This window comes from Halobacteriovorax marinus SJ (assembly GCF_000210915.2).
Lineage (GTDB): Bacteria > Bdellovibrionota > Bacteriovoracia > Bacteriovoracales > Bacteriovoracaceae > Halobacteriovorax > Halobacteriovorax marinus.
Map to the genome: position 1 here is coordinate 1,383,708 of NC_016620.1, position 19,562 is coordinate 1,403,269.

The following is a 19,562-nucleotide window of genomic DNA, read 5'->3' on the forward strand; positions in this document are numbered from 1 at the left end:
GATGAGTAGTGAAAATTCAGTTTGGAAATTAATTAACGACCTCAACACGAAGAAAGGTATTACTGAAATAGTTATTAATGGACCAAAGTCTGTTTTTGTAGAAAGAGGCGGTCAATTTATACAATTAAATATTTCACTTACAAAACAAGATATCTATAAATTCATTGAAGAGGTCGCTGACTATAATAAGAAAGTGTGTAATCAAGAGAAACCAATTTTAGATGGTAATCTTCCAGATGGTTCGAGAATAAATATTATTATTGAACCCTTTGTAAGTGGCTTTCCTTCAATTTCGATTCGTAAATATATTAGAACAATAGTTGATTTTGATAGCTCTCCAGGAATCTTTAGCATTCCTCCTAATTGGGTAGAGTTTTTAAAGGCCGCTGTCTCGGCCCGAATGAATATTATTATCTCTGGTGGTACGGGAGTTGGTAAAACAACTTTCATGAATTTACTTCTAAAGGAAGTTAGTCCTGCTGAGAGAGTGATCACAATAGAGGATACTTTAGAGCTTAATCTCACTAACCCAAACCTTGTTCGCTTAGAGGCGGGGAGTAAAGTGGAGGCCAGTGATATTTCGGTACGTGATCTTGTTAAGAATACTCTTAGAATGAGACCTGATAGAATTATTCTTGGTGAGATTAGAGGGGGAGAGCTCTTTGATTTATTACAGGCCATGAATACTGGTCACGATGGAAGTATGACATCTCTCCATGCTAATTCAGCAGCAGAATGTATTAATCGTATGGAGACACTATTTTTAATGGCGGGATATGATGTTCCCTACCATGTTGTAAGAAGACAGATGAGTACTGCGGTAGATTTTATCTTTCAACTTTCTAGAGATAGAGAGGGTAACAGAGTGTTAAAAACCATTCAGGAAATTACTGGAATGGAAGGAAGTAATATTCTCTCGCAAACAATCGCTACTCACGAAGATGGAAAGCTCGTAGCTACAGGCATCACTCCAAAGAATATGGAAAAGCTCCACCATATGGGAGCTCTTCCTCTAGACTTTATCAATAAGTAAATTAGGCGGGATTTTGGCTCTCAATGAAGAAGCACTCTAGGCCAAATTCTCGCTCGACTTCTTTCATAAGAAGCTGAACTCCGAATTGTTCTGTGGCGTTGTGACCTCCTGCAAACATTGTTACACCGCCTTCAGCGCTTTCATGCCAGTCGTGTTCACTCATCTCTCCTGTAAGGTAAGCATCTAAACCTAGGCGCATGGCACCTGCCCACTCACTATTTGCCCCGCCAGTAATGATGGCCAGAGTTCTTATCTCTTCCTGTTCCTGTGGGATAGAGAAGATGACTTTATGATTGAGAATGCTTTCTAACTCTTTAGCTAGTTCCTCTCTCTTATATTTCTTTGGGAGTTTTCCCCTAAGTCCTGTAGGTGAGCCTTTATAGTCTCCAAATGGTGTTACGTCTGTCATCTTTAGAAGTTTTGCAATTCCAGCAGCGTTACCAACTTCAAGATGGGCATCGAGAGGAAGGTGATAACCAAAGAGGTTAATCTCATTTCTTACGAGAGGGAAAACTCTCTTTGCAAATGGTCCCTTTAGGGCACGTGTGCCGTGAAATTTCCAAAAAAGTCCGTGGTGAACTATCAATGCATTGGCTCCATTTTTTGCGGCTTCATTAATTGAGTGTCTCGTTGCCGAAACAGCGAAGGCCACTTTAGAGACTTCATCCACACCTTCGACTTGTAAACCGTTTGGTCCATAGTCTTGGTACTCATAAATATTAAGGAGGTTATTTAGAAATTTTTCGAGATCTTTTCTTTTTACAACTGACATAATTGGCCTTTTTAAAGTTCATTATGTCAGTCATTATAGCATTAATTTACTGGAGAGTCGTCAGTTTCTGAATTTTCAACTTCTTCACTGATATCCCAATTCACTTTAAACTCTTCTTTGTTTGAGCTTGTGTGAATTGACTTCTTCAGTCTTTCAACCGTTGCATGAAGTTCTTCGTGATATGGTGCTAGTGTCAACGCTTTAGAAAATTCCTCTAAGGCCTTAGGAAGATTCTTTACCGTCATATAGGCGCGTCCAGCATTGATATAAGGATATTCTCTATTTTGGTAGTTAATAGATTTCTTGGCCATTTCAAACCACTTCAAACTTTCTTCTACCTGTCCTTCACTTAATAAATAAGTTCCAAGGTCATTATATGGAGGCCCATAGTCAGCATCAGTTTGAATGGCCTTAAGACAGAAAGTCTTGGCCTTATCTAGGCGACCATCTAGAGAGTGAACCCAACCGATAAGAGTAAGAACTTCTGCTGTCTCTTTATAGTTTAAGGCCCTTGTAAATTTCTCAAGTGCTTCAGCGAAATTCTTTTCAAAAACTGCCTCATGACCTTCATGTAGGAGCTTGTCGTACTTCTTATCTCTTTGCCACTCTAAACTTCCAATTGAACCAAGTCCGGCTCCTTGAAAGCGAATGATATTTTCTTTATCTAATTTAAAGAGAGGAATAATTTTATCTTCTTCTCCCTCATCGTCATGATCACTATCTTCATCGATATCATCATAGTCATCTTCAAGACTTAATTCATCATCCTGAGCACCACCGTCAATAATGGAGAATCCACTTTGGTGCAGGCGAGGAGTAGAGTCGACAAGTTCTTCACTCTCTTCTTTAAGAGTGTTGTTCATCTCATCTTCCATATCCATTAAGTATTTTGGAGAAGTCACTACCGCCTCAATGAGGTTTACTCTTGGAAGCTGAATACTAATATCTGTAAAGTCTGAAAGTAGGTGATGCCACTCATGAGCATATTCATAAAGGAGGTTAATGAAGTTAACCGTTGTATCAAGAGTTTTTTCGCTATTTAATTCTAGACGAATCATTCTCTCTAGAAGATCAGTAGTATCTTTACACTTATACTTTAATTCTCTTAATGTAATATTTCTGACGTTCTCATTGATGAAGTCTTTAGAGAAAACATGTACCTCTAAAAGCTCAACGATATCGAAATTCATTTTCTGAGTTAGTTCTTTAGACTCTGGGAGCTGAGCAATTTTTGAAAGATCGGAGATCGCGTGGATGAGCCTCTCGTAATATGACCAGGCACAATGCAATTCACTAGTTAATAAATTTCTAATATTTTCTTCCATCAAAATGAGCGTTCCTTTATTCTCTTTCAAGTGTCATTCCTTTGACCAATCTATACGTTAAGAGTTGACATTGGCAACCCAAGTCATCAATGTTTAGCTAAATTTAATAAGCCAGTCGCCCATTGTAAGTGCCCAATATGTGAATAATTTCAATGAAATTACTCCCAGCGGCAGTTTCCAATTCATTGTTTTTGCTTTTGCTCTAATTCTGTAGTTCTTCTGTCTCATTGTTTTACTCCTTTAAACAATGGGTCTTAGAAGAATATTATACAAAAGGTATGCCAAGAGGCTGAGGGGTAAGTAGTTGTATTCACTATGCCTATTTGGCACCATGAAAAAAAGAAGGGCCCAAATAGGACCCTAAAATGATTTAATCTTGATGTGATTTTAAGGCCTGGTGACCTTCGTAATTTATAATTTGAATTGGGAGATCCTTATACTTTTCTCCAGCCTCGTTCAAGGCTTCTGAGTCAATTGGGCACCCAATTGCAAAGCCTCTCTCTTCATCGTATTGGGCCATACGCTCTTTTACTTTTTCCACCATGCTCTCAGTTCTAAACCATGAGCAGTTGATTCCTTCATCCCATGCACTATCAATATAGTCACTGAAGTCGATATCTCTTACTTTATGCCACTTCTCTTTTTCACAGACAATATATGGCTCTACCTCTTCTTGAGTGAGAACATCTGGGTTTTTCCCAAGCATTGTATTCCAAAATCGCATTCCATTGAAATTTGCGACCATGTCAGCGTAGCTCATCACACCTGTCATTGTGGCGCCAAGAATTCCCGTCTCGGCCCTGTAGCCAATATCCATCGCGTCTTCAAGACTTCCATTTTTAAGGTAGTATTTCTTAAAGTAATTATAGCCAGAGCCCATGAAGTGCTCGAACTTATCTGTTCCTATATGTACTCCTGCAACTTTCATTATCTGTCCTGCTGGGTCACTAATTTTTGCAAAAAGCCCAGGGACAATGGCCTGAAACCATTTAAATTCTTGGTAAATAGAGTCACTTGTTCTTGTCGTAACTTTATCTAATTCATCAGTTTTCACAACCCACTTAGAGAATTCTGAAGTGTATTGATTTCTAAACTTCTTTCTAAGGGCCTTATATAATTTCTTTTCAGAGCACGAATGATTCTTCTTATTTAGCTTAGCTAAAGCGTCTTTCATCATGAGGTTGGCCTTGGCATTGATTGGTGCAAGAGAGTCCTCAAGTGACTTCGTTCTATTGTTAAACGGATCAATTTCTGATGAGTAGGCATTAGATAGTGTTGCCAAGGCAACGAGTAAAACGACACTTTTCTTCATGGTTTATAATCCTGTGATAATTTTCTTTTATTTATATCACAGGATTAATGTTGCATTGCGTTCTGTGTATTAATTACAATGGGTGTAGGATTATTTCTTAGTGTACTCCTGAAGGCGATTATCCTTATTAACGGCAGAGTATCTCTTTGAAATCATTTGGAAAATTGAGCCATTCTTAGACCCTACATCCGAAGCTACTCCTCTGAAGTTAAGAACACCATTCTTATTGCCATTCTTCTTTCCAAAGAGCTTAGAGAATGGATTTTCGGCCTTTGACTTACTGGCCACTCTTCTCTTTGATCCCGAGCTAAAGCTAAGCCCACCACCTGAAGAGTATTTTAACTTCTTTGAAGAACCAACATATGGCTTATTGGCTCCCTGTCCACCTGTTCTAGCAGATCCATTGGCCGGAGCTGAAGCTCCACCTGAGGCTCCGCCGCCACCGCCACCTCCGCCGGCACCGATTCCATTAGAACCTGTTGCCGCAACAGAAGCTGCCGCCACTGGGTCGTCGGCCAATCCGCTTCCTTTTCCAACTGGATCAATTGGGGCTCCAATTCCACCAACACTACTTCCTCTATCTGTGCTGTCGCCAGCACCATCGGTATTTCTCACGGCTGTATCGTCTGTTGGAAGAGTTGAGTCAGAAGTCGCAAATTGCATACCACTAACGCTTATCCCATCGTTATGATAACCAACACCTCTTTCATATTGAGCGCTAACACAATTTTCTGAATTAGGGTTTACCTGACATTCAGTTACTGCGACATCTTCGCCAGTATAGGCGAGAGATTCTGGCTCGTGATCTTCAACTAATTTAATAGCATCACCAACTCTTCCGGCCTGCTTATCTAAAATCTCAGCAGTCCCTAGCATTGTCGCAATATTCATACCGGCATCAATAAGTGCTTGTTGAATAACTCCCTTCGCTTCTGAGTTTTGAATGAGGGCGTGGGATGCAGTTTGTGTATTTCCAACGTGCGTTCTACATGCTCCATCTATATTTCCTTTAATTAAATTACTTATGTCGTTACTTTCATCCGAAAGAAGAGCAAGCTTTTTAGACCATTGGCCATAGTAATCGCTAAAACTATTTAGTTGGTTCTCTATTTGGAGTCTCTCTATTTTAGCATTACACTCTTTTGTAAGTTCTTCGAGCTCTGGAATTTTCTCCATTGCTGCCCAAAGAGCACCAACAGCAGCAGTTTCTGTCGCTGCTCTTGTTCTAGCCATCTCTGCTTTAGTTTGAATATCTTCTTTTTGAGCTTTAAGACCAGCGGTAGCATCTGTCTGAGCATTCTTGGCCATATCAGTTTGGATATCCATAGACTTATCCATGTATTGGAAGCCTTGTGCAGTCTCTACGGCCTTTCTTCCAATGAAGACAGCATCGTAGAAAGTAGTAGCTTCTTTACAAGCTTTATAATCTTGAGTTTCGTAGCCATAGCTTGAACATTTTAATTTTCCATCAAATGACTTGGCAGACTGAGTTTTATTATAATCACTATAGTCCATTCCTCTTGCTTGCACACCATTAGAGACAACAGAGTAGAGGGCTGAGCATCTTGCGACCTCACTTACAATGTCTGCCATTTTTGTTCTAAGCCTTGCTCTTGCTGTCATAACTTGCTTAAGAAGAGGTTCAAGCTCTTCTTCATTCATTTTAGGAATTTGAGCAATGCTCGATCCTTCCTTTAGGACATGGCATGAAGTATTGGAACTCTCTCTTTGAGGACACTGATTTTGATCTACTAAATTAAGGTCTAGGTCACTTTCTTTAAGGAGATAATATTCAGCTCTTGCAGCACCTGGCACTACTACAGTGACGTAACCAGGTTGTATTGATCCACTATTAAAGTCTATAAGTGTATCTAGACTTTGATCTTTAATTAAGTTTTTCAAACTAGGGGCATTGTCTTTTACGATATTATTAAAATCAATGGCAGCTTCTTTCGCAGATCTAAGTGCATACTCATTAAAGTCAGGAGCACTCGCTTTCCAGCCTCCACTCATTTCCTGACAAGTGGTAATCTCCGGACCATAGAGCTCTCCCTTAACAGCTGCTGGGGCATCATCTACCTGAGGAAGAGGCAGAATATCTGCATGTACCTGAGATTGGCATAAGGCAGATACTAGAAGAGAAGCCATGATTAATTTTAAATGTTTCGATTTTGATTTTTTCATAAGTTTTAACCAGTTAAGTTTATACTCTATGTATATTATACGAAACTTGTCGGTTATTTCTGAGGATATCTTGAGTGGAAATGGGTGTTAAGGGGGAATTTATTAGACAAATACCTGAAATAATTTACAAAACTTCTAAATTAGATCAAGATGAAATTCATAATGAATCAATAGCGAATGGCATAGAAAGTTGCCATTATTGAAGAACAAGGACTAAATCGATGATTTCTTTTGAGTACCCATTAACAATCTTAGAAAAGCACCTGGATACTTTTGGACACGTAAATAATGCGGTCTATCTCTCTCTATATGAAGAGGCGAGATGGGACTTTATTACTAAAGGTGGCTTTGGTCTTAGAGAGATTCAAGAGAAGAAGGTTGGCCCTGTTGTTTTGGAACTCAATATTAAATTTTCTGCAGAGTTAAAAAATCGTGAGGATATAGTGATTCATTCTAAAGTTTTAGGAATGAAGAACTCTCTAGTAATGGAGATGGAACAGTCCATGATTAAGAGTGATGGGACAGTGGCCTCTACGATGATTATTGCTTTTGGACTCTTTGATTTAAATAGAAGAAAACTTATCCCACCAACTGATGATTGGAAAAAGGCCATTGGAGATGAGAGTTAAGAAAATTAACTTTAGTTAAATAAATTTTAATTTACTTAACCACAACTTCACTTGAGAAAAAGAGGTCAAAACCGTTAAATAATGTAAAGGAATACATTATGGCGGAAATGAATCAAAATTTTTCAATACAAGAAGAGCAGATTTATACTAAATGGACTGAGCAGGCTGAAGCTTTCCTTGCTGCCAATGAAGCGCTAGAGAGAAAAGAGCTGGCCGAGATTGAAAGAAGCCGAAAGTTTAAGTTGGGTGCTAATATTCTCTTTACTGCTGTTATGATATTTTCAATTATTCAGATATTTTTTGGAATCGTTTTAATTCTCATTCAATTTCCTGAGATGAGCTGGTTAAAGAATTTACTTATTAGCTATTTTTAAAAACTTAAAACTTCCACTTTTTCATTATCATTAAAAATTTCAATTTTCTTTTTCACTTTATCTAAGCAAGTTGCAAGGGGTTCTCTCTTTTTCAACTCTTGATAGCAATGATGAATGGCCTTAGCACTAGCAATGGCACAGGCGCGGCTCGTTCCTTTAAAAGAATCATTAGCGCCACCTCCTTCAAAGAAGAATTTCATTTGAGTAGGGTTAATGAGAGTGTAGTCAGGTCTTGCCGGGAGGTCACTATCTTTAGGAGTATAGCTGCCAATAGTAAAGACATTTGGAAGCTTAAACTGACTCTGTGGCCAGAGAATGGACTTGTACTGAATGCCTCTACCTAATGTTGCTCCAGCGACTACAATAGGGATCGATATTTTAATATTTTCTAATTGTGGAGTTGATTTTATTCCAGCTGCAATAATGAAGAGGTGGTAATCATTCTGCTTGGAGAATGCACGACTCCAATATACTTCATTTTGTTTGGCATATTTATCAAAAATAATAAATGGGGTAATTTCAATTTCATGACCAGAAGGAAGCTCTTTTAGAAATCTCTCTAAAACCCAATTACCATGTAATCTTCTATTCTTATTTTTAAGTTTCTTACAATCAAAGTGATTACTCTTCGTGAGGTCAATGCTTTCTTTGAAAGTGATATTCTTTGAGTAGGAGAGTTTGTCTGGGCAAAAGCCTGTGTCTAAAACTGCAATCTTAAGGGGAGAGGCGATTAGTGGGAGTGAAAAAAAGAGAAGGAGGGATAAAATCCCTCCTCTAAGGTAAACCTTATTCTCTCTCTTCGGCCATTTCAAATGGCGCATGAATTCCCTTATTATTTGAAACTTGCTTGTAAAGTTTTTTGTCATACTTCTTAAGTGCCTTGTAACTCTTATCAACTTCTTTTAATGCCGCTGAGATAAAGAGTGCTCCAAACATTCTATTTTGAATCGCAAACTTTACTCTGTCTTCGATTGGATCGTAGAACTTAAGCGCGTTTCTCATAGTATAATAGAAGTCGTGAGCAAAGAGAAATAGTGAAACATTGCTATCTCTAGTTTTTCCGTCAACTAAGTCTCCAAGTCTATTATGGAAGAGTGACTTGTCATCTTTTAAAAGATTAGCAATATCTTTATCTCTACCTAATCCACTACCACTTAGGTCGTAGTGCTTGTTGATTCTCATCGTCTCATCAATACCTCTGATAATACCCATTTGCATTAATTGCTTATTGGCCGTTGATGAAGCAAAGAATGAGCTCTTGTTTACATTTGACTCAATCTTCTTAAGAATTTGGTCATTTGAAAGCTTCATTAACTCTGCAAGAGCAAGGTACTTCTTATAAGATCTGATATCTGAAGCAAGTACTGGTACTGCTGTCTTTAATCCAGATGCTCTTAGTGGATTTGCAAAAATCATCTTAGTATTTGTATCAACTCCTGCAACATTAAAGTTAAAGCTCTCAGCATCTTTGAAAGTTGAGATTGATTTAACTCCACCAAATCCATTCTGTAATTCATCAATTAAAACAACTGAAGTATTTGCAGATTTCTTTAGCATCCCATCGATATCTTTAATTGCACCTTTCTCTAATAGAAGAAGAGTCTTTCCTTTTACTCCATTAGCAAGTGGAGTTTTATTTAAACTTCTTAAACTTGTATCTAGAACACTTGCACCCTGTAGTCCGCCCATTGTTGCAAGAAGGTCTACAAGATCATTTGCAGCGTAATCAGAGTTTGCGACTACAACTGGCTTTCCAGCTTTCTCTACGTAAGGAGCCTTGGCCATTGTCGTAAGGGCCCTGTCGAGAACACCTAAAGTCACTCCATTCTTAGATACTTTTACATTAAATGTAATTGGCGTGTAGATATCTGCTTCGTCAGAAACGTTTACTACTGAATCATTTAATTGAGTTGAACGATCTAACTTAGTTAGAGAATTAAACCCTTTTGTGATGACTTTAGATCTCGCGTTTGAAGAGATATCTAGCTTCAATTCACCTTGGTAACTTCTCTTTGAGTTATTTGAAAGCTTAACTGATAGAGAGTTATTCTTTCCAATAATGATTGTACCATTTGTCGACAATGAACTAAGTGCAAGAGGGTAGTTAACTCTATTTGATTTTCTATCTCCAGAGTTAAGTTTTCCCTGTGCAAGGTTAGCGTAGTGACGACCTTGGATGTCAGCTTGTGCATTTAAAGGTAGGTATACATTTACGACCTTTGTATCTGTCTTTCCAAGAGAAGCATTAACAGTAGACTTAGAAGCACCCTTAACTTTTGTTATCGATTTTGCTGGGATAGAAGCAATTGTTGATTTTGCTCCATTTTCCATAACTACGACAACATTCTTTGCTTCTGTATCTCCAAAGTTCTGGATAACAACATCGTGGTAAGTTGTCTCTCCTGGTTGGAAGATACCGTCTTTTGCTGCAACACCATTTATACCTCCATCAGTGATTGATGAAGAAACAAATTTAAGAACTGGATTTTCAGAATAAATCTTTGAAACACTTTCAAATTTCTTCTTTCTAAAAATTTCAGTTTGTTCTGCTATATTAGTATTGAAAGTATTGGTTTCAACTCTACGGTACTCTGTCGCTCTGATGCTCTCATACTCAGATTCATAAACATTACTTTCGACTCTTGCATAAGTACTTTGATACTCTGGAGCAGAAGTGTTTGGTGAAATACTGAATTGAGTTCTAAAGCGGTTATACGCATTATCATAGTGAACACCGTAATCTCTATTGTAAGCATCTGACTGACCTTGCTCATAACCAGCTTGTCTATCAGTAGGGTAGGCTCTATTGTAATGAACATCATAGTTGTTATTATAGCTAGCCGTATAAGTGTCATTATAGATTCTTGGGATGACAGTTTCATATGTTGAACGAAGTCTTGCTCTATACCTCTTCTTATAACCATCTTTAAAAGCTTGCTCTACAATCTTTCTAGCGAAACCACCTTGTGGATTAAAGTTTCTACCTTGGTGCTCGCTTGGGAAAGCTGGGATCACTCTAGCGAATGAGCCTGCAAAAGAACCATTTACTTCTTTTGAATCTAATTTTCTTGTCTCAAATTTCTTGATCGCTTCATTTTTACCATTTTCAGTACCGATTTGATCACCTGTTCTGATTGCTCTCTGCATACCAGCGGCAGATCCTTGATTGGCGCCAACTACTGCAGCGTCAGACGCTTGTGCTCTATTGGCCCCATCAACCTGAGCAGTCTTTGTAGCAGCATCTACATTTCCTGCATAAGTCCCTTCAATCGTACCTGCAGCTGTTCCTTCTTGTTCGGCCCTCGCCGCTCCGTCGTGTTGACCTTCTTGATATCCGATATCTCTTTGACGCTCGCGTCCTGCTCTTGTACCTTCGTTGATTCCGTCATTCTCACCATCTCTTGATCCATAGTGAGTTCCAAGTCTATTAGAAAGATAGCGACCGTCAGACTCACCGTCTAGCGATCCTTCATTGGCTCCCTTCTTATTGGCGTCAAGTACTCTTGCGATAAGTCTTTCTCTAAATTTCTCCTTATCTAGTTGAGCAATATTTAGAGCATTACTTAAATTCTTAGTTTCATTTTGTAGTTTCGTTAACTCGGTCTGTGCTACTTTTAACTTTTGAGTTAAATCTTTTAGTGATGCTTTACTTTGAACTAGTTTTTGATTCTTTGTCGCTATTTCAGTTCCTAGTTTATCAACCTGTGCTTTTTGCTCAGCGATCTTCTTTTTAAGTTGATTAACTTTCTTCTTCTCTTGCTTTGCATTTTCGCTAAGATTCTCTAACTGCTTCTGTGCTTTAGCAACTGATTGTGTGTAAACTTCTACATCTTGCTTAAGCTCAGCAACTTTCTTCTTACACGCTGGAGTAGGCTCTGCCTCACAGGCCTCTGATTGTTTTTCAAGCCTCTGTTGTTTCTTCGTTAGCGTTTGCTCTAGCTCTTTAACTTCTTTTGTTTTCTTATTTACTTTATTATCTGCTTGAGCTTGAAGGCTTTCGGCCTTTGGAAGCTCCTGCTCATTCTTAGTGATTTCTTTTTTGAGATTACCTTGTTCAGTGATGGCCTTGGAGATTTGATTGCCAAGCTTTGTCACTTCTTGATTGGCCTCTTGCTTCTTTGTTTTTAAATTATTTACATTCTGCTTCTTAGCTTTCTCTCTTTGTTGTGCTTGATTGAGAGCTGTTGTTGCAACTTCTACTCTGCGAATTCTTTGACTAAGGTCTTCATCTTGATTCAGTCTAAAGTTTAGATTACCAATATATCCACGGGCCCAGTTGGGGTTATTATCTGCTAAGATTTTTGGTGAAATTGATAATAAGAGTGCAAGTGTGATTGATGTTGCGATCTTAGACTTGTTTCCTGGCCCCATTAGCTGTTTCATTTTGAGATGTCTCCTTAAATTGTGGTGTCACGCTGGTCGCATTAAAAGTACGCAGTAGCAGTTAGACACCGTTTTAGTTGCATTCTGTCCCTAAAAAGATGTCCATTTCTTCTTTAGATGGGTGATGTAAATAGTAATAGCAACCACTATGCCACTTTTGGGTACGCAATAAAAGTAGTTGTTGTGCAGCGTGTAAAAACAACTCGGTATAATCTGTTATAATTTCTTATGAGTTTTTATGATCACCAGTATAATAATGTATTATCAAATAGTTATGAGTATTCTCCCAATAATTCACTCTTAGATCTTATTCAGCTTTTCAAGGGACAGTATCCAAGTTTTGTCCCAAAAAAGGCCCTTGAGGTGGGTTGTGGAGCTGGGCTTCATCTTGTTAACACTTTTGAAGGCCTCCAGCTTGACGGTCTCGATATTAGTGAAGGTGCTATAAATTATGTCTCCAAGGAAAATAAAGGGCAGTTTTATTGTTGTGACTTTCTTAACTTTGAAAGTGAGCGTAAGTGGGATCTTATTTTAGATGGACACCTCCTTCATTGTTTAATAGGTGCAAGCTCTTTTGATAGTTACTTTAGTAAGGTGAGTGAACTGCTTAGCGATAAAGGTTATTTGCTTCTAGAGGTTATGTGCAATACTAGGAATATGGACTTTGATGAGGGGTTTTATTTTGATGAGAGGAGTTCTGTGCTTAGTGATAGCACTAAAGAAATTCGTACAATCCTAACAGCTTTTGAAATAGAGCAATTAATTCAGCGAAATGGCCTTAAAATTGTTTACTTAAGAGTTGATGAAACGATAAAATTTATACCAAATTCAATTCGAAATGAAAGTCGTCCAAGTGATCCAGATAGAATGAGGGTTATTTGTCTAAAGGAATAGAAATGACGTGGTTGCAAACAACATTTAAGTATCTCTCTATGCCGCTTTTTGAGATTAGCGGAAATAAAATTTCTCTCATATCAATTTTTCTCGCCGTCGGGGTTTTCTTTCTAACAACGACTCTCGCAAAGATGAGTGAGCGCTTCATTGAGCGAATACTCATTGATAAGCAGATAGACTCAGGAGTTAGAGGCTCAATCGTTAGAATTTCAAGATACGTTGTCCTCTTTGTGGGAATTCTCATCACATTAGATACAGTAGGGATTTCACTCTCTTCGCTAGCTGCTTTAGGGGCTGTCTTAATGGTGGGGATTGGTTTTGGCCTCCAAAATATTACTCAGAACTTTATCTCTGGAATAATTATTCTCTTTGAGAGACCTGTAAAGGTAGGTGACTTTGTTCACGTTAAAGATATTTCAGGTAGAGTTGTAGAAATTGGTGCGAGATCAACTCTTATTCACACGAGAGACGATGTGGCGATTATTGTTCCCAATAGCCAATTTATTTCAGAGCAGGTCATCAATCAAAGTTTCACTGGTGAGAATATGAGAATGACGGTTGATGTGGGTGTTTCCTACGGCTCTGATACTGCGAAGGTTAAGAGTGTACTTTTAGAAGTTGCCAGTGAAACAGCTGGAATCTTAACAGACCCTGCACCAAAGGTGTTCTTTGAAAACTTTGGTGACTCATCACTAGACTTTAGTCTTGCCGTCTGGATTAATGATATTTGGGATAATCGAGAAACCCTTTCTAATGTTCGTCTAGAAATTGATAGACGTTTTAGAGAAGAGGGGATTTCGATACCATTTCCACAAAGAGATATTCACATTATAAAAGAAGCATAAATGAAATCAATTATTACGTACTTTACTAAGAATCACCTTGTCTCCAACATCCTCTTCGTTGGAGTCTTTCTCATGGCCATCTTTGCTTGGAATCAAATAGGTAAAGAGGAGATGCCAGAGTTTGAGAGTAATTGGATGAGGGTCTCAGCTTCTTATCCTGGTGCAGCCGCTGAAGATGTCGAACTCTTCGTGACTAAGCCCATTGAAGACGAACTTAAGGAAGTAACGGGAATAGAAGAAATTTATACGACTTCTTCAACAGGCTCATCTTCTTTTAGAATCGTCATAGATGAGGATTCAGCAAATTATAGTGAAGTTGTTCAAAATATTAAGGACGCAACTCTAAGAGCAAGTCTTCCAAGAGAAGTTGATACTCCGACATTTAGACAATTTAAGTCTACAGAAAAGGCCATAATTGATGTTGGGTTCTACCTAGAAGGTGAAAGGGCCCTCGACTATGCAGCGAGAAAGAAGTTGCAAAGTATGGTTCTAAACTTTGAAAATCAAATTAAATCTTTAGGTGTTGTTAGTGGCATTGATAAGAAAGGATACGACGATCCTGAGCTACATATATTAATTGATCCAGATAAGCTTAATGAAAACGATTTATCTATAGATAGATTGGTAAGCATCATAAGAAATAACCATATAAGAGTTCCTCTCGGAACTTTAGAGGATAAGGATCAATCTAAAGTTACAGCTATTCATGAGTTAGAGGATAAGGAAAGTTTAGACTCACTCTTTGTTGTGGGAAATTATGGTGGGAAAGGTGTTCGCCTAGGAGAGATTGCCCACGTTGAGCCTCAATTCAAGAAATCAACAACCATCAGAAAGCTGCAAGGACATGAGGGAATTGTCATTAATGTAAAAAAGAAATTCTCTACAGATATCCTAACCGCTCAAGAAAATGTGGTGAAATTTGTTGAAGAGTTTAAGAAGACTCACTCTGAGAGTGGGCTAAGAGTCGTGCTTATGGATGATGAATCCTATGATGTTAAGAATAGACTCTCTATTGTGGCGTCTAATGGAATTATCGGATTTATTCTTATCTTTCTTGTTCTCTTTGTTTTCTTAGACTTTAAATCTGGTCTATGGGTTGGGATGGGAATTCCATTCACTCTGGCCTTTGCGATTATAAGTATGACTCTTGTAGGTTATACAATTAATAATATGACTCTTGCTGCCGTGATTATCGTAATGGGAATCGTCGTTGATGATGCAATTGTTGTTGCTGAAAATATCTCTAGGAAGAGATATCTGGGAGAGAGCCCCATTGATGCAGCTGTGAATGGTACACATCAAATTATTACTCCTGTTTTTGGAAGTATTCTAACAACATGTGTGGCCTTTGTTCCTCTTCTTTTCTTTGAAGGTTTCTTTGGTAAATTCGTTGAGTATATTCCTTTTGTTATTATATCAATGTTAGTGGCCTCTCTTTTGGAGTCTACGACTATCCTTCCATCGCACTTATTAGAGAGAAAATCTTTCTTTTCAAGATTTAAATTCTTAAGTTTTAATTCAAGTTGGTTCTTTAAGTATGAAGAAAAGTTCTCTGTGCTACTTGAGAAGTGTCTAAGGTGGAGAGCCGCAGTTCTTTTAGTCGCTGTGCTCCTTTCAGGTATATCAGGATATTTATTTAAAACGAAAATGAAGTTTGTGATGTTTCCTAGAGAAGAAGGAAAAGAAGTTCATATAAAAGTTATCGGTCCTAAGGGGGCAAATAGGTTTGAGATGTCTAAGCTGATCGAGCCTTTAGAGGAGATGATTCTTAGGGATAAGAAAGATGGTGTGGTTGCTGTTCAATCAACTATTGGGGAGAGTAGAAGAGGCTCTGGTGTTCTTGAAAATCAAGCGAGTGTTAATGTAGAGCTTGTTAATAAAGATGACAGGGAATTGGGTCTAAATGATTTTATTGAGCGTTGGGAGAAAGAATCTCAAGAAATAAAGGGGCTCACTAAGATTAACTTCTTAAAGTCTCGCTGGGGAAGAAGTAGTGGCTCTGCACTAGAGATTCAAGTGCAGGAAAATAATGATAAGAATCGCGATGAAGTCACAAAACTTATCGAAAAATATATGCTTGAAGACGAATCTCTAAAAGATGTAGAGATCGAGAAACCTCTAAATAGAAGAGAGTATAATTTTAAAATCAATCAAGAAAGACTTGTAAGGTTTAACCTCTCACCTGAAAATATCACAACTTCTCTAAGGTCTTTTGTTGAAGGCGCAATCCTCTACACCATTAGTAAAGGAGATGAAGATGTGGAAGTCCGTCTTACGGTGGATGATAAGAATAAATTTGATCTAAGTAATCTACGTGAGTTAAAAATTGAAAATAATTCAGGTGGTTTCATCACTTTGGATAAAGTTGTCTCTATTGAAGAGTATATGAAGCCTGCTAATATTCAACGTAAAGATTACAAGAGAACGACAATTGTCTATGGGAATATCAAAGATGGTGTTGCCATTACTCCAGTTGAAGTGGCCGAGAAGTACGAAGCTAAAGTTTTTCCTAAAATTATCAAGGACTATCCTAGTTCAGTCATTACCTTTATTGGTGAAGTTAAAGATACTCGAGAGTCAGGCGGGGACTTTGTTATCTCACTTATAATGGTTATTGGTGTGATTTATATTATTCTCGTTATTATGTTTAACTCTCTCGGTGCACCATTGTTGATTATGGCAATTGTTCCCTTTGGACTTTCTGGCGTCGTCTACGCACTCTTAGCACATGGTATGTATGTCTATGGCTTCTTTGCTGCTGTTGGGGCCCTTGGTATGATTGGTGTCGTCGTAAATGATGCCATTATAATGATTTCTAAATTAGAAGAAGATATCTCAACTATGGAAGAAAACTCTCTGGCTAAAATCGCTTCGGTTTCTTCTACGAGACTTAGACCAATTGTTGTTACGACTCTTACGACGGTAGCGGGGGTCTTACCAACGGCCTATGGAATCGCTGGCTATGATTCTATGTTGGCCGAGATGATGCTCAGTATGGGGTGGGGTCTATTGCTTGCCACGATTGTTACACTCTTTTTAATCCCGTGTCTTTACTCTTATTTCTTTAGTGTAAGACTATTTATTTTGAAGAAAACTCATATTCACTTGGAGGACGAATGAAACTTTTAAAGTTACTACTCACTTTTCTTGTTACTATCAACAGTTATGCCATTAATGTTGAGCTTGTGGCCAGAGCTGATGAATATGGTTCATTTAATCTTCCAGAAACTAGCTTTATTAGTAATTCAACGATCCAAAATAGCTCCAGTGGCGCAATTTCGTTTAATTTTGCCACTCTTTATAATGAGGAAGTGAGAATGGGGCTTTGGATTCAAAATGTCCTTCACCCTAATGGGAAAACACTCTATCTGGCACAAAGTGGAAACTATATAAGCGATCCTTCTCTTAACGATAGAGGGGATATTACTTTTGTTGTTTATAATGAATTCGATTTTATAGGACTTTTTCTCTATGACTTTAAATCAGATTCGTTAACTAAAGTCATGGCACCAGATTCTTCTACTCTTATTTCAATTGCTAACCCTAGAATCAATAATAATCAAGATATTCTCTTTCGCGCTGGTTATAAGAGTGGTGAAAAAGCTGTTGTGATCTATAAGAGTGGTGAGTTACAAACAATTGTCTCTGATAAGAATTCAGAAATATCTTATCTCTTCAATGCTAGTTTTATAGATGGTGACAATATTGCTCTGAAGGTAAGAGAAGGCTCTTCTCTCTCTGATTCTTCTCCCGACTCGCTACGTGTTTATAAGGGAGAGAATAGTTTTGAAAGAGTTAACTACGATAATGATTATAGTGAAGAGTCCACTTTTAGTGACTTTAATAATTCTCTTGGTTCTCACTTTTCTTCAAAGTACATGGCCTTCATTGCTAAGATGAAGAGCGGTAAAAGAGTTCTAGTTAGACAGCTTGGCAATCGCTATGAAATCATTGCAACTGAGGGAGAAGGTGGTATTAAAACACTTGAATACTTTGCACCTGCCATCAACTCAAAGGGATTCATCGCCTTTAGGGCCATCAACTCTACAAATAAGAGAGGAATCTTCTTCTATGATGGCTTTGTTATTAGAGAAGTTCTCTCCGAAGGAAACTTAGTGCAAACAGATGCCTCAACTGCTGTGATCCACGCTGCCAAAGGACCATGCTTTGGAGGGGGACTCTCTTTGAATTCGGCCAATGAGATAGTCATTCAAGCGAGAATTTATACGAAGTATAAAGAAAAGGCCCTTGGAACTGCAGTTCTCAAAATTAGTCTCTAAAATTAAGGGTGTGCAGGGTGTTAATAGACCCTAAACCCCCTACAAATCATAGTTTTTATGTAGGAAACTTGGTAAAGTATTGACCCTATAATAGATATATTTAGGGTTATAAAATGTTACTCAAAAAGAAAGATAAAATTACAAAAGATTATGATGTTATTGTTATCGGCTCTGGCCTAGCGGGAATGACTGCAGCAAATAAGTTAGCACAGAATGGCCGCAGTGTTCTTCTATTAGAATCTCATAATAAGCTAGGGGGATTTGCTACTTGGTTTAAGAGACAATCTGGTGATCATATCTTTGATGTCTCTCTACACGGTTTTCCTGTAGGCATGATTAAGACTTGTAAGAAGTATTGGTCTAGAGAGATTGCAAATCAAATTGTTCAAGTTAAGAGTGTTAAATTTTCTAATCCCCAATTTGATATAGAGACAGACTTCACTAAAGAGCACTATATTGAAGTTCTCACTACTAAGTTTAATCTTGAACGCGATAATGTAATCTCTTTCTTTGATCATCTAGCGGCCATGAATTTCTACGACGATAGTGGAATGACTAATGGAGAGCTATTTGAAAAATTCTTCCCAAAGAGAAATGATGTTCACCGCTTCTTAATGGAGCCAATTGTCTACGCTAATGGATCAACTCTTGAAGATCCTGCGATTACTTATGGAATCGTTTTCTCTAACTTCATGAGTAAGGGCGTTTATATTTTCAAAGGTGGAACAGATAAGCTTATCTCTATGATGAAAGAAGAGCTTATTAAGAATGGCGTCGATATTAAGTTACATTCAAAGGTCGAAGAGATTGTCGTTGAGGATAAGAAAGTTCAGGGCGTAATGCTTGGTGGAGAACTTATTAAGAGTAAGTCTGTGCTTTCAAACTCAAACCTTTTAAGCACTGTTTTTAAATTGGCCGGTGCCGATAATTTTGATCCTGAATATATAGAGAAGGCCAAAGAAGTTAGACTTAATACTTCTAGTTGCCAAGTCTTTATGGGAATTAAAAAGGGTGAAACTATCCCTGATATAGGTGAGTTGGTATTTTACTCAGACGATCAAGATTTTAATACTGATCTCATTCTCTCTCCAAAAGTAGGTAGTCAAACATTCTCAGTATACTATCCAGAGATGAGAGAAGATAGAGAAGGTCGTTACGCCGTTGTTTCTTCAAGTAATGCGCGCTATGAAGACTGGAGTGAATTATCAAAAGAAGAGTATCTAGAGAAGAAGAAGTTCACTATTGAAAGGGCCCTAGTTACTTTAGAGAAAATCATTCCTGGTGTGCGAGATAAAATAGATTACATAGATTGTTCAACACCTCTTACAGTTGAGAAATATACTCACCATAGAAAAGGTGCGAGCTTTGGAACGAAGTTTGAGGGCTTACCCATTAGTATGGAAATGCACAAGCAAGTCGACGGTCTCTTCCATTCTGGTTCTGTTGGAATAATCATGTCTGGATGGCTTGGAGCTGCAAATTACGGTGTAATTCAGTCTCACGAAGTAGAAACATATTTATCAAAGTAGGT

15 protein-coding genes are annotated in these 19,562 nt (G+C 38.0%); 8 read left to right on the forward strand and 7 right to left on the reverse strand.

The features are described from left to right. The first annotated feature begins 1 nt into the window (after position 1). Positions 2–1,033, forward strand: a complete 1,032-nt coding sequence (locus BMS_RS06760) for a CpaF family protein (protein WP_014244062.1) — start codon at positions 2–4, stop codon at positions 1,031–1,033. Between the two features lies 1 nt (position 1,034). Here BMS_RS06760 and BMS_RS06765 read toward each other — a convergent pair whose 3' ends face one another. The 5 genes from BMS_RS06765 to BMS_RS06780 form a co-directional block, all read right to left on the reverse strand. Continuing rightward, positions 1,035–1,805 (reverse strand): Nif3-like dinuclear metal center hexameric protein, encoded by a 771-nt coding sequence (locus BMS_RS06765; RefSeq protein WP_014244063.1) that lies wholly within the window; start codon positions 1,803–1,805, stop codon positions 1,035–1,037. A 41-nt stretch (positions 1,806–1,846) separates the two neighbouring features. Next, entirely contained in the window at positions 1,847–3,160 is a 1,314-nt protein-coding gene (locus tag BMS_RS06770; protein ID WP_014244064.1) for a tetratricopeptide repeat protein, read from the reverse strand. A gap of 63 nt (positions 3,161–3,223) precedes the next feature. After that, positions 3,224–3,358, reverse strand: coding sequence for a hypothetical protein (locus BMS_RS17910; RefSeq protein ID WP_014244065.1), 135 nt, complete (start codon positions 3,356–3,358; stop codon positions 3,224–3,226). A 142-nt stretch (positions 3,359–3,500) separates the two neighbouring features. Further along, complete coding sequence (locus BMS_RS06775; protein WP_014244066.1) at positions 3,501–4,442, reverse strand: hypothetical protein; 942 nt, start codon at positions 4,440–4,442, stop codon at positions 3,501–3,503. 90 nt (positions 4,443–4,532) lie between these two features. Continuing rightward, a complete protein-coding gene (locus tag BMS_RS06780) occupies positions 4,533–6,590 on the reverse strand; it encodes a hypothetical protein (RefSeq protein ID WP_157868253.1) in 2,058 nt (685 codons plus the stop codon). Positions 6,591–6,847: 257 nt separating this feature from the next. Between BMS_RS06780 and BMS_RS06785 the strand changes: the two genes are divergently transcribed. Together BMS_RS06785 and BMS_RS06790 are read left to right on the forward strand one after the other, a co-directional pair. Next, a complete protein-coding gene (locus tag BMS_RS06785; protein ID WP_014244069.1) occupies positions 6,848–7,255 on the forward strand; it encodes an acyl-CoA thioesterase in 408 nt (135 codons plus the stop codon). A gap of 98 nt (positions 7,256–7,353) precedes the next feature. Beyond that, the gene (locus tag BMS_RS06790; RefSeq protein ID WP_014244070.1) at positions 7,354–7,629 is read left to right on the forward strand and encodes a hypothetical protein; all 276 of its coding nucleotides are present in this window, start codon (positions 7,354–7,356) and stop codon (positions 7,627–7,629) included. Here the strand turns inward: BMS_RS06790 and BMS_RS06795 are convergent. Both BMS_RS06795 and BMS_RS06800 read right to left on the reverse strand, forming a co-directional pair. Next, positions 7,626–8,450, reverse strand: a complete 825-nt coding sequence (locus tag BMS_RS06795) for a hypothetical protein (RefSeq protein WP_044557370.1) — start codon at positions 8,448–8,450, stop codon at positions 7,626–7,628. The genes BMS_RS06790 and BMS_RS06795 overlap by 4 nt on opposite strands. Continuing rightward, positions 8,416–12,012, reverse strand: a complete 3,597-nt coding sequence (locus BMS_RS06800) for a coiled-coil domain-containing protein (protein WP_014244072.1) — start codon at positions 12,010–12,012, stop codon at positions 8,416–8,418. Before BMS_RS06800 ends, BMS_RS06795 begins: the two co-directional genes overlap by 35 nt. Positions 12,013–12,240: 228 nt before the next feature. Here BMS_RS06800 and BMS_RS06805 point away from each other — a divergent pair, with 228 nt between their 5' ends. The 5 genes from BMS_RS06805 (at position 12,241) to BMS_RS06825 (ending at position 19,560) form a co-directional block, all read left to right on the forward strand. After that, a complete protein-coding gene (locus BMS_RS06805) occupies positions 12,241–12,906 on the forward strand; it encodes a class I SAM-dependent methyltransferase (protein WP_014244073.1) in 666 nt (221 codons plus the stop codon). A gap of 2 nt (positions 12,907–12,908) precedes the next feature. Further along, positions 12,909–13,751 carry a mechanosensitive ion channel family protein gene (locus BMS_RS06810; RefSeq protein ID WP_044557371.1) on the forward strand — a complete coding sequence of 281 codons (843 nt, stop codon included), beginning with the start codon at positions 12,909–12,911 and terminating at the stop codon, positions 13,749–13,751. Further along, the gene (locus BMS_RS06815) at positions 13,752–16,871 is read left to right on the forward strand and encodes an efflux RND transporter permease subunit (RefSeq protein WP_014244075.1); all 3,120 of its coding nucleotides are present in this window, start codon (positions 13,752–13,754) and stop codon (positions 16,869–16,871) included. Further along, the gene (locus tag BMS_RS06820) at positions 16,868–18,031 is read left to right on the forward strand and encodes a hypothetical protein (RefSeq protein ID WP_014244076.1); all 1,164 of its coding nucleotides are present in this window, start codon (positions 16,868–16,870) and stop codon (positions 18,029–18,031) included. Before BMS_RS06815 ends, BMS_RS06820 begins: the two co-directional genes overlap by 4 nt. A gap of 113 nt (positions 18,032–18,144) precedes the next feature. Beyond that, a complete protein-coding gene (locus BMS_RS06825; RefSeq protein WP_014244077.1) occupies positions 18,145–19,560 on the forward strand; it encodes a phytoene desaturase family protein in 1,416 nt (471 codons plus the stop codon). Positions 19,561–19,562: the final 2 nt, after the last annotated feature.

Coding starts and splice junctions, on each gene's coding strand:
- BMS_RS06760 (WP_014244062.1), top strand. CDS start 2: ATGAGTAGTGAAAATTCAGTTTGGAAATTAATTAACGACCTCAACACG.
- BMS_RS06765 (WP_014244063.1), bottom strand. CDS start 1,805: ATGTCAGTTGTAAAAAGAAAAGATCTCGAAAAATTTCTAAATAACCTC.
- BMS_RS17910 (WP_014244065.1), bottom strand. CDS start 3,358: ATGAGACAGAAGAACTACAGAATTAGAGCAAAAGCAAAAACAATGAAT.
- BMS_RS06775 (WP_014244066.1), bottom strand. CDS start 4,442: ATGAAGAAAAGTGTCGTTTTACTCGTTGCCTTGGCAACACTATCTAAT.
- BMS_RS06780 (WP_157868253.1), bottom strand. CDS start 6,590: ATGGCTTCTCTTCTAGTATCTGCCTTATGCCAATCTCAGGTACATGCA.
- BMS_RS06785 (WP_014244069.1), top strand. CDS start 6,848: ATGATTTCTTTTGAGTACCCATTAACAATCTTAGAAAAGCACCTGGAT.
- BMS_RS06790 (WP_014244070.1), top strand. CDS start 7,354: ATGGCGGAAATGAATCAAAATTTTTCAATACAAGAAGAGCAGATTTAT.
- BMS_RS06795 (WP_044557370.1), bottom strand. CDS start 8,450: ATGCGCCATTTGAAATGGCCGAAGAGAGAGAATAAGGTTTACCTTAGA.
- BMS_RS06800 (WP_014244072.1), bottom strand. CDS start 12,012: ATGAAACAGCTAATGGGGCCAGGAAACAAGTCTAAGATCGCAACATCA.
- BMS_RS06805 (WP_014244073.1), top strand. CDS start 12,241: ATGAGTTTTTATGATCACCAGTATAATAATGTATTATCAAATAGTTAT.
- BMS_RS06810 (WP_044557371.1), top strand. CDS start 12,909: ATGACGTGGTTGCAAACAACATTTAAGTATCTCTCTATGCCGCTTTTT.
- BMS_RS06815 (WP_014244075.1), top strand. CDS start 13,752: ATGAAATCAATTATTACGTACTTTACTAAGAATCACCTTGTCTCCAAC.
- BMS_RS06820 (WP_014244076.1), top strand. CDS start 16,868: ATGAAACTTTTAAAGTTACTACTCACTTTTCTTGTTACTATCAACAGT.
- BMS_RS06825 (WP_014244077.1), top strand. CDS start 18,145: ATGTTACTCAAAAAGAAAGATAAAATTACAAAAGATTATGATGTTATT.